Source organism: Fibrobacter sp. UBA4297 (assembly GCF_002394865.1).
In the GTDB taxonomy this organism is placed as follows: Bacteria; Fibrobacterota; Fibrobacteria; order Fibrobacterales; family Fibrobacteraceae; genus Fibrobacter.
This window is the reverse complement of record NZ_DGUZ01000021.1, coordinates 159,233-174,719: the sequence shown is the minus strand read 5'-3', so window position 1 is coordinate 174,719 and position 15,487 is coordinate 159,233. Positions and strand designations below refer to the sequence as shown.

Here is a 15,487-nt window from a genome sequence, read left to right as displayed (position 1 = left end):
TCTGCGAAAAATCGATGTTTTGTTCAATCGGGGAGGGCGCGGACTCTTGATTTGCGGAAGCTGCATGCAATTCTTCGGCGGATGGCCTACGGCGAATCATGGGCGATATAAAGTGTGGCATGGCGACCTTCCTGATTTTGGGGGACTTTTCCTTAAATGCAAACTCCGTGCCAAAAAGGGAAATTGGCTTCAAACATTCCCAAAGAACAAGAAATAGCTCAAATCGTTTCCCCGCTTATTCAAAAAATAACATGTAATCGTTTCAAAAGCAAATGTTTAAGGCGTTTTTTGAAACGCTGTCAGCGCAACTGTGCTGCCGACGTGAGCGCAAACTTGCCGGTTGCGGTTTCACATTCGGCACGGACGTACGCAAAACCAAGCGTGGCAACAGGAATGTCGGCGTGGTCGGGCGTTGCGATGAGGCTTCCGATCATGACTTCTTCTTCGGGGGCAAGCTTGCCGTTGCTCTGTATGCGGCGCCCGTAAATGCGGATGTAGCGGAATCCTCCGCCCATTTCTTTGTTGCTGCGGGCGTGGAACGTGATGCCGTTTTTGTCGCGTTCCCACCAGAGGGCAGGACCGTCCGTGATGTAGCAGTTGTCTGCGGCGAAGGCGGCGTTTAATAGGTCGAGGGTCAGCGGGGGCTGTGTAGGGAGATTCCCGGTCGTCCCCGTCATCCCCGTCAAGCGAGGACAGGCGCGAGGACAGGTAGCCGGGAATGACAAAATCGGATTGCCGGTAGGGTCCATGATTTTCACAACCGTGCGGACTTTTCCAAATGTATGGGCACGTGTGTGCTTTAGCGAAATAAGCGGCAAGTTTACGGCCGTCATACTGTTCAAGTCTCCATGGGCGTCGTTTCCACCGATGGGGAGCAAGTAATTTCCTTTGCCTAACTCATTTATCCAAAATTCTCGGCCGAGCTTGAAACCTTCATCGCGACTTCCGTTCCAGAATTGCAGCCCGCGAATCGAATGCTTGTTTTTCAGTTGCAAATCTTCGGGCTTCCAGTAACCGCGACGGAACACGAATTTTTCCAAGAGTCCCATTTGCTGGAACGGGTGCGCTGCGAAGCAGTGCGCCTCAGTCATGTTCAGAATTTGCTTGATGCTGCGCGTCGGGTGGTTTTCGAGCCAATAGCGGCCGCAGTCGCCGAGCCCCGGGAGGTAACCTTCGGGGGCGAGGACAGTCATGTGTACGTTCTCGCCTTTGCTGTTCCCGGCAGATACTTCTTCGCCAGCGAGCATGAGCGGCATATTGTTGCCTTTATCATCCTTGGTGGGGAGCGCCGCAATTTCTTTGCGCAGTTTTTGGAATTTCGGCACTGGCGAGTCCGCTTCTTTGGTGTAATCTTCTTGCGTGAAGGCGAAGTCGTAAGCGTGGTCGGTGCAGTTCACAAAGTCGAGCCCGACTGCCTTGGCGGCAAGCTGCAACACTTCGGGCGTGGCGCCGTATTCCACATGGTCTGCGGAGTAGTGCGTGTGGCAGTGCATTTCGCCCGCGGCATAGCCGGGGGCGATAGGCGGCATCTCGTTCAAGATCTTGAAACGGAGCGGGACGGGTTTAAGTCTCGGCAGGTTCCAGCGCTCAAAAGTCTGTGTCTTGCCGTTGCGTTCTACGGTCAGCTTGCAGTGCGCTTCATATGCACCTGCCGGAATTTTCCCAAGCGCAAGCGGAATGAATTTCATCTGCTCGCTGACGTCGATATTCAAGTCTTTGCAAATGACTATGTTTTGCGACGTCGCGGGTAGATGGCGGTTTGGGTCCGCCATGACATTATCATTAAGTTCCGATGCAGTTTCTTTGTCTGCAATACGTTTTAAAACGATTTCCGCATTTTTAATCGCCGTCGGGAAACGGTCTGCGTCACGCACGACAATCCAGAGGTATGGCTCGACGCCCGGCACAAATTGGAACGGCGCATCGAAAAAAATTTCGGGCCACGGCTTGTAAAGGAGCGACCAGGGCAACTTGAACTTAAAATGCGTTTCGGCGTAACGCAATTTTTCCCCCGGCCAAAAACTCATCAGTCCCCTTTTGCTTTTACGTTTGCTGATTCCGCGCTTGTTTGTGGCGCGTCTTGAGGGACGGGCGCATTTTCCGGCGCAGTTCCAACTGAATCTTGCACAGCTGTTTTCAGTGAGTCGGCGATTCCTGCGGAATCTAGAACTACGCTCGTATCAATCTTTGCGCTATCCTGGACGGTTTTCACAGAATCTTTCACATCGTCGATGATTTTGACCTTGGGCTTCTTGTCTCCGTCGTCATCGTCATCATCGTCGTCGTCCTTGGGCTTAGGCTTGTTCCACAATCCAAAGGAACCCCTAATTTGCAACTGAATTCCACCCAGGTTCCACTTTGCCTTTTCGTCAGGACCGTTCGGGACAATTGCCGAGAACATCTTGTCGGACTTCACCGAAATGGAATTGAAACCGATGTCGCCGTAAAGCTTAAAGTTTTTCCAGCTTGCAAAAAGGTAGCCGAGGCTTACGCCAAAACCCGCGCCAAAGGGGGAGTTTTCCGCTTCGAGCTTGCCCCATGTCGTGTAAATTTCTGTGCCAGGCAAAGTCCAGTACCAACGGACTGCAATGCTGAAAAGCCCGCCTGTGCTGAGAGTAATGAAGTTTTTGGGGAGCGCCAAGCGGTATTCGAGAAACAGCGGGATGCCCTGGAGCGTGTACTCGTAACTGTGCGTATTGCTCTTGCGGTCGGTCAACACGACGGATTCGTTATCGTAGATAAATCCGATGCCCGCGCTTAAGAACTGGTCTTCGCGGAATTGCCACTGGATGCCCGCTGTAACCGGGAAGCAGAAGTTCACTTTCTGGAAATCCTGCTTGGCAACGTTTAATGTCTCTGCGTGGGTGACGGCACTTTCCCTAAATCCATAGTAGATGGTATCGATGGCGTCCTGGAAATATTCGCGCTCGGTAAAGCTGATGAACGAAATTGACGGCTGCACAAATACGGACAAGATGGAATTGTCGTGGTCCAGTTTCTCTTCACTTGCGGCAAAGGCGCTTGCCGAAAACAGCAATGCCGTGAGCAGTGAAACGCAGTTTCTGGACTTAAACTTCATCCGGAGGCCTAGTCAGCGAGTGTCTTTTCTTCTTTCTGGAGGCGCTTCTTTTCGGCTTCTTTCTTGAGGCGCTTTTCGTAGGTTTCTTCGGCGCTTGCAATTTTTTCTTCGGCCTTCTTCACGCGTTTTTGAATTTCCTTGTCTTCGCTTGCTTCGTTTTGGGCGACGGCGAGGTATTGCCTTGCCGATTCAAACTGGTCCAGGTCGGTGTAGGCATCCGAAATCAGGAATAGCGCTTCTTGGCGGCGTTTGGCGTTGGGGTAGGTCTCGAGAAATTCCTTGAAGTAGATGACTGCGGCTTGCGGCTTTTCCATGCGCAAGTAGAGGCGGCCCGTCTGGAATTCCTTTTCGGCCACGCGATCGACGAGGAGGTTGTAGTAGTAGTTGACGGAATCGCGAAGCGGGGTGCTCGGGTGGTTTGCGAGGTAGCGTTCAAAGTCCTTCATGGCGGTTGTCGTGTTGGATTCGTCGCGGTCAATCCTGTAATCCATGTTGAACGAGGAAACTGCCTTGCGGAATTCGGCGGTTTCTGCAAACGGAGAACCCGGGAAGTTCACGATAAAGCTTCCGTATTCGCCACGGGCTTCAATCCACTGCTCCAGGTTGAAATGGCTTTCGGCAATCAGGAATTGCGCCTGTTCCATGTAGCCTGACCCTGCGCAGGTCGAAAGGATTTCTTCCAGTTTTTCGACGGCGCGTCCGTACTTCTTTGCCTTGTAGAGTTCTTCTGACGCCTCATAGCGGGCCTTGCACCATTCGGTATGGGTTATTTTAGATGAAGAGGTCGAGGAACAACCCATCATGGTTGCCATATAAAGGAAAAAAGGAACGAACAGGGTACTCTTGAAAACTTTTTTCATTTTTTTTCTTTGGTTAATTCTAACTTTCATGCTGTAAAGTAGAAAAAAACGACTCTAGAGAAAAATGATTTTAGTCCGCTATGTCTTGAAAGAGCTGATAGGTCCTTTTTTGGCTTCGCTCTTTGGCATTACTTTTTTGTTTGTAGTTGACTTTTTGGTCAAAATCTTGGACAATGTGCTGTCCAAGGGATTGCCTGCATCTACGGTCCTTGAAATTTTTGCGCTGAACCTTGCATGGATGCTTTCGCTTTCGATTCCGATGGCTGTGCTTGTCGCAAGCCTCATGGCATTTGGCCGTATGTCTGGCGATCAGGAAATTACGGCCGTCAAAGCGGCGGGCATCTCTCCCTTGTCGCTGATGCGCCCGGTGTTGCTTGTTGCGCTTTTGCTTTCGGTCGTGATGGTCGTGTTCAACAACTGGGTGCTCCCTGAGGCAAACCACAGGTCGGTGGAACTTATGAACGCCGTGTCGCGCAAGAAGCCTCATGTGTTTATTGATGCGGGGCGCCTTATTACGCAGTTTCCCGGCGTGCAGCTTTGGGTAAACCGCATTGACCCTGTGTCGGGGACGTTGTACGGTATCCAGATTTTTGAGATGGAAAAGAAAGGCGCACCTAGAATTGTCTATGCCGATAGCGCATCGATGGATTATGTGGATAACGGGGCTACGCTCATGCTCAGGCTCCGTAGTGGCGAAACGCATCTCGTGGATCCCGACGATAACGACAACTATTTCCGCATCCGGTTCTTCTCGCAGGATTTGGCGATGCAGAACGTGGACGACCGCCTGGAACGCCGCAGTCGCAGTTATCGCAGTGACCGTGAAATGCCCGTCGAGATGATGTGGGATGTGGTGACGGATGCCCGCAAAAATTATGACTCGGCGGCAGTGCTGGCCAGGACGCGCCGCTTGCCTACTCTTATGAACTTGCGAGAACTTGTCAATGGCGATTCGATTCTCCCCGAAAATGCAAATGGCGTTCAGATGGGCGATTCTATGCAGTTTGTGCAGGGGCTTCGCAAAGTCCGAGTGCAAGAAACAGCGGCCCTCCGTTCGACGGAGCGTGCCTGGGGCCGTATGGATGGTGAACTCAAGCGCGCCGCCCAGTACCTGGTCGAAATCCACAAAAAGTTCAGTACCGCATTTGCATGCTTTGTGTTTGTGCTGATTGGGGCGCCGCTTGGCATTATGGCTCGCAAAGGTGGTATTGGCACAGGCATCCTCTATAGCCTTGCGTTCTTTGTCATCTACTGGATTTGCCTTATCGGTGGCGAAAACTTGGCCGACCGCTTGGTGGTCTCTCCGGAACTTGCCATGTGGATCTCGAATATCATTATCGGTGTCGTTGGCATTCTCCTTACGCGTGCAATGGTGCGCGACCGATTTACTGGCAATTCTAAAGTTCTACGCTTCTTTAAAATCGTTGGCCGTTATACAGGTATTACCCAGTGCGTCAGGGCGGCTGGTTGGCTGTTCGGTAAACTCAAGAAGAGGTTCGAATGAAATTTTCTAGATACCTTATCTGGAACTTTTTGAAGATGTTCCTCATCGTTGTCTGCGGTGCTGTCCTTATTTTTGTTGTTATAGATTTTGTTGGTAATATCAAGACTTGGTCTGCTCGCGAGATGAAAGCCGTGGGCGATTACTACCTGAGTTACCTTCCGTATATTTTGTACTTGATTACTCCTGTGGCGTTGTTTATCGCGGTTTTGGCTTCGGTCGGGAATATGGCACGGCACCTGGAAATGAGCGCCATGCAGAGCTCGGGACAAAGTCCGTTCAAGACGCTTTTGCCGATATTCTTCTTGGGCATCCTCATGTCCATTGGTTCGTATGAAATGAGCGAACACTGGCTCCCAGATGCAAACCACAAGCGCTTTGAAATCATGGAAACCAATGCGCAAAAACGCAAGAACCCGCGCATCAAGGAAAAGCAGGATTTCACGTTTATTGATAGCGAAAAGAATAGCTGGTTTTTTAAGCATTACTCCGGTAAGAATAAAGTTGGACGCGATGTTGTTCTCTTGGTGCGCGATCGAGGACGTTTGGTCGAACGTTACGATGTTCGCTCTATCCGCTGGCATGAGACTGATTCTGTGAGTGGAGACGGTTTCTGGCGGTTTGAAAATGGGTACCACCGCGTGTTCAAAAAGGACGGCTCCGTGGAAGTGACTCCCGTTCGCATGAAGAACATGAAGGGAAAAGTCAAGACGCGTCCGAACGACTTGATCAACGAACGCCAGCTTGCCGACGAGATGGATTCCAAGATGGTCAAGGAACGTATAGATGTGCTTAGGCGTTCGGGTGAAGAAACCCGTGCGATGGAGACCGCGCTTCAGTTCAAGTATTCCGCACACTGGATGAACTTGATAGTTCTTTTGATTGGGGCGGCGCTATGCCACCGGTATAGCCGTTCAGGGGGCCTTTCCCAGAAATTCGGTGTTGGCCTGTTGCTTGTTTTTAGCTATTATATTCTTGAGAGAATTGGACTTAAAATGGGTGAAAACGGAGCTTTGTCGCCGTTCTGGGCGGCGTGGAACAGTCACTTCATTTATGCCGGTCTCGCGTTTGTCATGTTATATCGATCATTCCGCTTGTAGAGGGTTTAAATGTCCGTATCTGAGATTTTGTTTGTTGTAGCCGGTGCATTATTGGGACTTGCTTTTCAGGGGGGCATGTTCCTTTTCCTTATTCCCTTTGCTGTTGTCGCATTTTCCCTTGCTGTGATGAATCGCCCGAACATTCCGGCGAATACCTCTGTGATTCCTGTCATTAAGCGCGATAAGCGTTCTACCGCATTGACTCCGGTCGTTTCTCCGGATATCCGCAATGAATTTACGAACAATGTCAAGACGGATACGAACGAACCCGATTCCTCGCTCCGCGTAAACCAGATTTGGTCACGCGCAAACTCTGATGTCGATAAGGCGTATGGTGATATCTTGCGCTGTCTCAAGGTGCTTATGCCGGATGCCAACACTTTTACGATTTTTACGAGCGGCGGCAGTGTTAACGAATTGAGGCTGAGGGCGTTCCAGAGTGACATTCAGAACTTCATTGATTCAAGTGCGAAAATTACCGAAAATACGGGCATCTTGAGCCAACTTTTACGCCCAGGCGTATCCCGTATCTTGGAAGGTGATTTGTTTGTAAGCAAACGTCTTCCGTATTACATTGAAAATAGAAGAATCCGTTCCTTGGTGGGCGTTCCTTTACTTGACCGCGAAGAACGCCGCTTTGGTGCAATCTTGGTAGACTCCCTGCAGCCGAATGCTTTTAAGGAAGCCGATGTCCAGGCGCTCATGTTCATGTCCCATGTCATGTTCATGGTGAGTTTCAAAAGCTATGTATCGGCGCAGAACTACATTGAACAGCAACAGTTCAGTGTGCTTTACCGCTACCAGCGTAAGTTCTTCCAAACCATGACGGTGAAGGACATCTATAAGCAAATGTTTGAATACGTCAAGGAGAACATACCGTTTGACCGCTTGACGATTCTTGCTCTCGACAAACCGAAGGAATGCTCCGGTCGTGTTGTTTACTGTGTCGGTGTGGATTCTGAACAGTTTATTAATAAAAAGTTTACGTTGTCTGATAAAGGCATTTTCGTGCTTGCGCTCATGAGAAACCGCCCGGTTTTCCGCTCGTTTACCTCGGGATATGCCGATTACGTGCCGCGCTTGAACGATTCCGAAAAGCGCAATATGGAACTGCGTCAGTTGTTTGTAATGCCGGTTGCCTCTGAACCGGACGCAAGAACTGCGGAACTAGCCATTTGCCTTGAAAGCCGCTATACCAACCGCTATCAAGATCACGAAAAGAAACTCCTTAAGGCGTTTGCCGGTGTCGCAGGCTTTGCTTATGCCCGAGCTCTTCAGGTCGAAAAGGATAAGGACCTTGCAACGCGCGATGGCCTTACAGGACTTATGAATCACCGCTCACTACAAGAAGCGCTCCGCACAGAAAAGGTTCGCGCTGACCGCAAGAAATACAATATTGGCGTCTTGATGATGGATATCGACCACTTCAAGAGTGTGAATGATACCTATGGACACCCGGTAGGCGATGAAGTCATCAAGGGTATTGCAACGGCGATTAGTGGCGAAATCCGCAAGGAAATTGACATCGTGGCTCGCTACGGTGGTGAAGAATTTGTGGTGGCACTCGTCGATACGACTCCGGAAGGCATGATTGAAACAGCTGAACGCATCCGCAAGGCGGTGGGCAAGCTCGAGTTCAACGTGCACTTGACGGACCCGCTCCGCGTGACGGTAAGTATTGGCGCTTTCCTTGTGGAACCGGAATTCTCGGACATGAAGAAGGCGGTAAACAATGCGGACCAGGCGCTCTACAAGGCAAAGGACGGCGGCCGCAATCAGGTCGTGCGTTTTGAAACCGTTGAAACTGAAGCGGTGGGTGCTGTTTAGAGCTTAGAACTTAGAACACTTCCTTCTCTCTAAAAAGAAAACACTAAGTTCTAAGAGCGAAGCGGGCTAAGTTCTGCCAACTAGATTTTTTAAACAGCGTCTCCCTAACCACCAGCCACTAACCACTTCCTACTTCTAACTTCCTACTTCCTACTAACCTATGTTCACCGCTATTGATTGGATAGTTCTCTTCGCTTACTTGCTCCTCTCGCTTGCGATTGGGCTGTGGGTGTCCCGTGGAAACAAGAACCTCAAGGAATACATGTTCGGTGGCGGCTCGATGCCGTGGGTGGCCGTGGGCATTAGCCTTATTGCGACATCCGTGAGTGCGACGACTTTCCTTGGCGCGCCTGCCGACGTCTATGGCGACGACATGACGTTTTTGATGTTCCAGATTGGCGCATTGTTGAGCATTTTCGTGGTGGGCTTTGTTTTTATCCCGCGCTTCCGCACATCGGGCATTTCGAGCGCTTATGAACTTTTCGAAGTGCGTTTCGGAAGCAAGTCGGTGCGCCGCTTGGCTGCGATTTTTTACTGCTTGCATTTGCTCCTCCGCACGGGCATTTTGCTTTATGCGCCTTCGCTTGTGCTTGCGCAGATTTTGCACATCGACTTGAAACTGGCGATAATCGTTTCGGCCGCGATTGCGATTTTCTACACGTGGTTTGGTGGCATCAAGGCGGTCATCTGGACCGATGTGATGCAGTTCTGCGTGTTCTTTGGCGGTGGCGTGCTTGTGCTCTTGATTATCGCAAATCAAGTGGGTGGCTTTGGCGAAATGGCGACACTTGCAAGCGAAGCGGGCAAGACGCGCTGGTGGAATCCTTCGATGGATATTTCTGATGCGCGCACGCTCATCTCGGCAGGCTTTGCTTATGCGATTCTTGAAATCGCCATTCGCGGTTGCGATCAGCAGTTTGTACAGCGCTACCTCAGCTGCAAGGACGTGAAGGCGGCGAACCGTTCGAGTGTGCTTTCGATGGTGCTTGGCTGCGCGGTCTCGATTCTCTTTTATTGGGTGGGCGCCGCTCTTTATGTTTATTACAACGTTTCGAAAGTGGCTACAGTTCCGGCGGGCATCGGGCAGAATGACGTATTCCCGTACTTTATCGTGAACGGTCTCCCGGTTGGCGTGACAGGTTTGATTGTCGCTGCCATTTGTGCGGCGGCCATGAGCAGTCTTTCGGGCGCCATCAATTCTCTCAGCAATACGTCCGAGCGCGACTTCCTCGGTTGGGGAGAAGCGACGGGAATGGGCGGGCTCAAGCGTGCTAAAATCTGGACGGTCGTCTGGGGCGTGCTCGGCGTGTTCTTTGCACTCTTTGCTGCCACTCAGCAGGGGAGCCTCCTCAAGAACGCCCTATTCTTTACGGGGCTTTTCACGGGCCCGCTTCTTGGCATGTTCCTCCTCGCGTTCTTTGCAGACAAGATTTTTGGAACCGCAGAAAAAGCGTTACGTGCCTGGGTCGTGATTGTCGCCGTTATTTGCGGCATGGTAAGCCTTGTGCTTATCCAGGGAATCCCCGCCTTTGGCGTGCCTGCCGTTTTTGATAAAGTCTTCAGCTGGCCATGGATGCCATTCATCAGCATGACTACAACGATTGTTGTGGCGATTATCGTGAATTTTGTTGTTGCTTTTATAAAAAATAAAAAGGATTGATTTTTATTTTTAGTGTCGTTTGCGAGTTTTTGAAATATTGCCTATTTGTTTTCTTTAGTCCTTTTATTATTTTTTAATTGAATTACATTGTAAATTGGTGAAGAATGGCTATTTCAGAAAAACAGATAGAAGAAGGTTTTATAAAAAAACTTGTCGATATGAAGTATGTCTATCGTGATGATATTCATGATAGAAAATCGATGGAAGACAATTTTCGTGACAAGTTTGAAAGTCTAAATAAAGTTCATTTGACTGGTTCTGAGTTCAATCGCCTTTTGCAAGAGATTACAACTTCTGATGTGTATGCTTCTGCTAAAAGATTGCGTGAACGTAATACTTTTATGCGCGAAGATGGAACGCCTCTACAGTATATGCTAGTCAATATAAAGGATTGGTGTAAAAATGAATATGAAGTTGTAAATCAGTTACGAATAAACACAAGGAATAGTTGCCAACGTTATGATGTGATTATTCTTGTAAATGGTTTGCCTTTAGTTCAAGTGGAACTGAAAAAGAACGATATTGTTCCGCATAGGGCTATGCAGCAAATTGTTGACTATAAAAATGATGCCGGAAACGGCTATGAAAATTCGCTTCTTTGCTTCATGCAAATGTTTATTGTTAGTAATCAGAATAGTACATACTATTTTGCGAATAACAATCCCGAGTTTTTTAATTTTAATGCTGATGAATCGTATCTTCCTGTTTATCAGTGGACTAGTAGGTCCCAAAAAAAGATAACAGACTTGAATGAGTTTGCAGAAGCTTTTTTGCCCAAATGCAAGCTTGGTGAAATGATAAACCGTTATATGGTTTTAGTTGCCAGTGAGCGTAAAATTCTGATAATGCGCCCCTATCAGATATATGCGGTAGAAGCTATTGTTAAGTGTATTGATGAAAACCGTGGAAATGGTTTTATTTGGCATACTACAGGAAGTGGTAAAACTCTTACGTCGTTCAAAGCGGCAACTTTGTTAAAGGACAATCCTGACGTCGATAAATGTCTTTTTGTTGTAGATCGTAAGGATTTGGATAAGCAGACTCGTGAAGAGTTCAATAAGTTTCAAGATGGATGTGTCGAAGAAAATACAAATACAGATGCTCTAGTGCGTCGGTTGTTGTCAGAAGATTATTCAAATAAGATAATTGTTACGACGATTCAAAAATTAGGCATTGCTTTAGATCCCAAAAACAAACGTAATTACCAAAAACAGCTGTATCCAATAAAAAATAAGAGAATTATCTTTATTTTTGATGAATGCCATCGTTCCCAATTTGGTGAAAATCATAAAGCCATAAAGGAATTTTTTGTAAATTCACAACTTTTCGGATTTACGGGAACACCTATATTTGAAGCTAATGCTGTATATACTCAGGTTTCAGGTGAAGAAGCCCGCTATACAACTACAGAAGATATTTTTGAAAAACAATTGCATTCTTACACGATAACAAATGCAATTGATGATAAAAATGTACTTCGCTTCCATGTAGATTATTATAAACTTGAAAATGTTCAGAAACGTAATGAAACTTCAAGAAAACAGGCCGTTGTAGAAGCGATTTTGGATAAGCACCAGCAGGTGACAAATAGTCGCATGTTCAATGCTATATTTGCCACAAATTCAATTGATGATGCTTTGCAGTATTATGCTCTATTTGAAAGTTTGCAGAAAGAACGCGAAAAAATTGATGGCTCTTATATTCCGTTGAATGTAGCATGTGTTTTTTCACCTCCTGCTAATGGTAGTAAGGATATAAAGCAAATACAGGAAGATTTGCCCCAAGAAAGAATTGATAACGAAGAAAATCCAGAAATAAAGAAATCTGCCTTGAAAAAAATAATCAAGGAGTACAATAAACAGTATGATACAAACCACAAAATTGAAGAGTTTGATGCGTATTATCAAGATGTTCAGCAAAGAATAAAAAATCAAAAATACAGCAACAAGGACTATCCGCATAAAAATAAAATTGATATTGTTATTGTTGTCGATATGCTTTTGACTGGCTTTGACTCGAAGTATTTGAATACTTTGTACGTTGATAAAAATTTAAAGTATCATGGACTTGTTCAGGCTTTTTCAAGAACAAATCGTATTTTGAATGCTACAAAGCCTTATGGAAATATTCTTGACTTTAGAGGACAAACGGAATCAGTTGATGCTGCCATTGCGCTTTTTTCTGGAGAAAAACAAAGTGATGCTAGAAAAATTTGGCTAGTAGAACCCTTTGAAAATATTGTCCAAAAGTATAAGAAATCTGTTGAATTTTTGCGTGATTTTATGAATGAAAGGGAGTTGCCATTTAAGGCTTCTGAAATTCAAAATTTACGTGGTGGTGCACAAAAGTCGGATTTTGTAAATCGATTCAAGGATGTTCAGCGTTATAAAATACAACTTGATCAATATTCAAATATAGATGATGCTCAGAAAGAAATTGTAGAATCATTGTTGTCTGAAAATGAATTGCAAGCGTTTCGTGGGGCTTATTTAGAAATTGCTAGGCAGTTGAAGGCTGAGCGGGAGCAGAAACCGGAGCTTGTTCCACCAGAAATTACTGATCTGGATTTTGAATTTGTTTTATTTGCATCGGCTTTGATTGATTATGATTATATAATGACCTTAATTGGGCAATATGTAAAGAAATCAGCAAAAATCAAACTTACGAAAGAACAGCTTGTAAGTTTGATTCGGTCTAGTGCAAATTTAATGGATGATAGGGATGATATTATTGCCTACATTGATAGTCTTGATGGTGTGAACGGAATGACCGAACAGGAAGTTAGGGATGGATACGAACATTTTAGAAACGAAAAGAAGGCGAGTGAATTGAAGCGAATCTCGGAAAAATATAGCCTAAATTTAGATGATGTTCAAAAATTTGTTGATGATGTTGTAAACAGAAAAATTTTTGATGGAGATAAACTAAGTGAATTACTGGAATCTCTTGATTTAGGCTGGAAAGCTAGAGTGAATATGGAAACGGAACTAGCTATAGATTTGGCTCCATTGTTAAGAAAAATGGTTCCGGGGCAAGATATATCAGGTCTTTCTGCATATGAAAAGAGGAATTGATTAGGCTATATGATGAAGAAATGTTTACTTCCGAAAATTCGTTTCCCGGAGTTTGTGAAAGACGGGGAGTGGTTTTGTTCTTCTTTAGAAGAGGTTATCAGTATGGTAAATCCTCCGAAAAAAATTCAAACAGGTGATTATCAAAGTAAGGGTAAGTTTCCTATTGTTGATCAGTCTCAAAAGTTTGTATCCGGTTATTCTGATGATGCTTCTGCTTTAATAAATGAGGTTGGTGAGAGTCTCATTGTTTTTGGTGACCATACTTGTATTTTGAAAAAAGTTGCGTTTCCGTTTATTCAGGGAGCTGATGGAATAAAAATATTTAAATCAAAAAACGAGAATTTTTTGGATTCACTATATTTATATCAGTATTTATTGTATAATTCAATCGAATCAAAGGAGTATAAGCGACATTTTTCTGAATTAAAAGAAAAAAAAATTACGTTTCCAAAAAGTTTGCTTGAACAAAAGAAAATTGCAAATTTACTTTCTTCTGTTGATGCTAAGGTTTACGCTACTCAAGAAAAATTAGAAGAACTCCGAGAACAGAAAATAGGAATGCTCCAAAAGCTTTTTCCTCGAAATGGAAAAAACATTCCTGATTACAGATTTTCTGATTTTAAAAATGACCGGGAATGGCAAAATGGCTGTTTAGGTGATTTTGCAAGCTTTTTTAAGGGAAAGGGAATTTCAAAATCCGAAATCTCGGATGATGGAAATATTCCTTGCATAAGGTATGGTGAACTGTACACTCGTTATCATGAAATGGTGAAAGATGTAAAGTCTCATACAGTTCTTTCTCCTGAAAATCTTTTCTTTAGCCAAAAAAATGATGTGATTATTCCTGCAACAGGTGAAACTGCAGAAGATATTTCTACAGCTTCTTACTTACCACTAGATGGAATTGCTATAGGTGGAGACATCAATGTTGTTAGGTCTAATTGTGACGGCTTGTTCTTGGCGTATTATTTGAGTCATATTAAGAAAAATGATATTGCAAAAATTGCACATGGCTTTGCTATTGTACATTTGCATGCCGAAAAATTATCGAAACTGAAAGTTCAAATTCCATCGTTACCAGAACAAAAAAAGATTGCCCAAGCGATTTTGTCAGTTGATGAACTGATTTCGTTATATATGGAAAAGAAAGACCAGCTAATTCAATACAAGAAAGGACTTGTGCAGCGTTTGTTTGCATAAAAAAGGTTAAAATATGGATACGTTTAAATCATTGGATACTTTGACTACAAGATTTGTTGATGACTTAAGAAGTTCGGATTGTTTGTTTCTTTTTGCGTATAATGGCATCGGAAAAACACGGTTATCAATGACTTTTAAAGATTATGTAAAAAGAAAAAATCATGATAACCCCGGTGTTCTGTATTTTAATGCTTTTACCGAAGATCTATTTACTTGGGATAATGATTTAAGAGACAATCAACGGCGTTTTTTGAAAGTAAACGCTGATTCACGTTTTATTAGTGGACTAGAAGGGCTTGCTTTGGAAAGCCGAATTCACGAGATAATAGAGAAATATGCTAAGTTTGATTTTAGAATAGATTACAGTGAATGGAAAATTTCATTTAGTAGAACTGTGAAAAATACGAAATATCATTCAGAAAATCCGCATAATACGGAACCGGAATTCGTTACGCAAGAATTTATAAAAATTTCTCGTGGTGAAGAGATGATTTTTATATTTGCTGTTTTTATGGCTGTTTGCCAATTGGTTATAGAAGGGCATAATAGTTATAATTGGGTAAAGTACATATATGTTGATGATCCCATATCATCTTTAGATGAAAATAATGCAATAGCCGTTGCTTCTGATTTGGCTCAGTTAGTGAAAAGAGATGAGGGACTAAATGGTACAAAAAAGAAAAAGTATATCATTTCATCTCATCATAGTCTTTTTTTTAATGTTATTTATAATGAGTTGAAACAAAAGGCTCATAAATCATATTTTTTATATAGAACAAAAGATGATGTGTATAAATTGCGAACTACGACTGATCACCCTTTTTTCCATCATATTAGTGAATTGTGTGAATTACAGCATTGTATAAAAAAATTTAGAGAACAAGAGTTGCCTAATAGAACTCTTCCAAGATCAGATGTTTTGAAAACATATCATTTTAATATGATGCGTGCCATTCTTGAAAAAACATCTGTATTTTTTGGATTAGATAATTTTTCGAAATGCTTAGATGGTGTTGCTGATAGAGATTTATATGCTCGACTACTTAATATTATGAGCCATGGAGGGTATTCGGTTTATGAACCCAAAGGTATGGTTCGTGATAATGCGGAATTGTTTGTTCAATTATTTGAAGATTTTCAAAGAAAGTATCACTTTGAATTACCTGAAGATTTAGTATAGTTTAAA

The 15,487-nt window shown here is 44.5% G+C and carries 10 protein-coding genes; 7 read left to right on the top strand and 3 right to left on the bottom strand.

Features of this window, described 5'->3' with window-relative positions:
- Nucleotides 1-299: 299 nt before the first annotated feature.
- From B3A20_RS12740 to B3A20_RS12730, 3 genes are read right to left on the bottom strand one after another with little or no spacing between them, the layout of a single operon-like run.
- Nucleotides 300-2,027 carry a PHP domain-containing protein gene (locus B3A20_RS12740; RefSeq protein WP_290765484.1) on the bottom strand — a complete coding sequence of 576 codons (1,728 nt, stop codon included), beginning with the start codon at nucleotides 2,025-2,027 and terminating at the stop codon, nucleotides 300-302.
- Entirely contained in the window at nucleotides 2,027-3,079 is a 1,053-nt protein-coding gene (locus tag B3A20_RS12735; RefSeq protein WP_290765481.1) for a hypothetical protein, read from the bottom strand. Before B3A20_RS12735 ends, B3A20_RS12740 begins: the two co-directional genes overlap by 1 nt.
- Nucleotides 3,080-3,087: 8 nt before the next feature.
- Nucleotides 3,088-3,939, bottom strand: a complete 852-nt coding sequence (locus tag B3A20_RS12730; protein ID WP_290765479.1) for an outer membrane protein assembly factor BamD — start codon at nucleotides 3,937-3,939, stop codon at nucleotides 3,088-3,090.
- A gap of 64 nt (nucleotides 3,940-4,003) precedes the next feature.
- On the opposite strand from B3A20_RS12730, the gene B3A20_RS12725 reads away from it, so the two are divergent.
- From B3A20_RS12725 to B3A20_RS12695, 7 genes are all read left to right on the top strand, one after another.
- Complete coding sequence (locus tag B3A20_RS12725) at nucleotides 4,004-5,443, top strand: LptF/LptG family permease (protein WP_290765476.1); 1,440 nt, start codon at nucleotides 4,004-4,006, stop codon at nucleotides 5,441-5,443.
- Nucleotides 5,440-6,540: an LptF/LptG family permease gene (locus B3A20_RS12720; protein WP_290765473.1), complete on the top strand. Its 1,101-nt coding sequence runs from the start codon at nucleotides 5,440-5,442 to the stop codon at nucleotides 6,538-6,540. Before B3A20_RS12725 ends, B3A20_RS12720 begins: the two co-directional genes overlap by 4 nt.
- Before the next feature lie 9 nt (nucleotides 6,541-6,549).
- Nucleotides 6,550-8,367, top strand: a complete 1,818-nt coding sequence (locus tag B3A20_RS12715) for a sensor domain-containing diguanylate cyclase (protein ID WP_290765470.1) — start codon at nucleotides 6,550-6,552, stop codon at nucleotides 8,365-8,367.
- A gap of 160 nt (nucleotides 8,368-8,527) precedes the next feature.
- Nucleotides 8,528-10,027 carry a sodium:solute symporter gene (locus B3A20_RS12710; protein WP_290765467.1) on the top strand — a complete coding sequence of 500 codons (1,500 nt, stop codon included), beginning with the start codon at nucleotides 8,528-8,530 and terminating at the stop codon, nucleotides 10,025-10,027.
- 104 nt (nucleotides 10,028-10,131) lie between these two features.
- On the top strand, nucleotides 10,132-13,101 hold the full coding sequence (locus B3A20_RS12705; protein WP_290765464.1) for a type I restriction endonuclease subunit R: 2,970 nt from the start codon (nucleotides 10,132-10,134) through the stop codon (nucleotides 13,099-13,101).
- Between the two features lie 9 nt (nucleotides 13,102-13,110).
- On the top strand, nucleotides 13,111-14,301 hold the full coding sequence (locus tag B3A20_RS12700) for a restriction endonuclease subunit S (protein ID WP_290765461.1): 1,191 nt from the start codon (nucleotides 13,111-13,113) through the stop codon (nucleotides 14,299-14,301).
- A gap of 13 nt (nucleotides 14,302-14,314) precedes the next feature.
- Nucleotides 14,315-15,481 (top strand): AAA family ATPase, encoded by a 1,167-nt coding sequence (locus B3A20_RS12695; protein ID WP_290765457.1) that lies wholly within the window; start codon nucleotides 14,315-14,317, stop codon nucleotides 15,479-15,481.
- Nucleotides 15,482-15,487 lie beyond the last annotated feature (6 nt).

What these genes read in the sequence shown, in the direction of transcription:
- B3A20_RS12740 (WP_290765484.1), bottom strand. Translation starts at nt 2,027, where the DNA reads ATGAGTTTTTGGCCGGGGGAAAAATTGCGTTACGCCGAAACGCATTTT.
- B3A20_RS12735 (WP_290765481.1), bottom strand. Translation starts at nt 3,079, where the DNA reads ATGAAGTTTAAGTCCAGAAACTGCGTTTCACTGCTCACGGCATTGCTG.
- B3A20_RS12730 (WP_290765479.1), bottom strand. Translation starts at nt 3,939, where the DNA reads ATGAAAAAAGTTTTCAAGAGTACCCTGTTCGTTCCTTTTTTCCTTTAT.
- B3A20_RS12725 (WP_290765476.1), top strand. Translation starts at nt 4,004, where the DNA reads ATGATTTTAGTCCGCTATGTCTTGAAAGAGCTGATAGGTCCTTTTTTG.
- B3A20_RS12720 (WP_290765473.1), top strand. Translation starts at nt 5,440, where the DNA reads ATGAAATTTTCTAGATACCTTATCTGGAACTTTTTGAAGATGTTCCTC.
- B3A20_RS12715 (WP_290765470.1), top strand. Translation starts at nt 6,550, where the DNA reads ATGTCCGTATCTGAGATTTTGTTTGTTGTAGCCGGTGCATTATTGGGA.
- B3A20_RS12710 (WP_290765467.1), top strand. Translation starts at nt 8,528, where the DNA reads ATGTTCACCGCTATTGATTGGATAGTTCTCTTCGCTTACTTGCTCCTC.
- B3A20_RS12705 (WP_290765464.1), top strand. Translation starts at nt 10,132, where the DNA reads ATGGCTATTTCAGAAAAACAGATAGAAGAAGGTTTTATAAAAAAACTT.
- B3A20_RS12700 (WP_290765461.1), top strand. Translation starts at nt 13,111, where the DNA reads ATGATGAAGAAATGTTTACTTCCGAAAATTCGTTTCCCGGAGTTTGTG.
- B3A20_RS12695 (WP_290765457.1), top strand. Translation starts at nt 14,315, where the DNA reads ATGGATACGTTTAAATCATTGGATACTTTGACTACAAGATTTGTTGAT.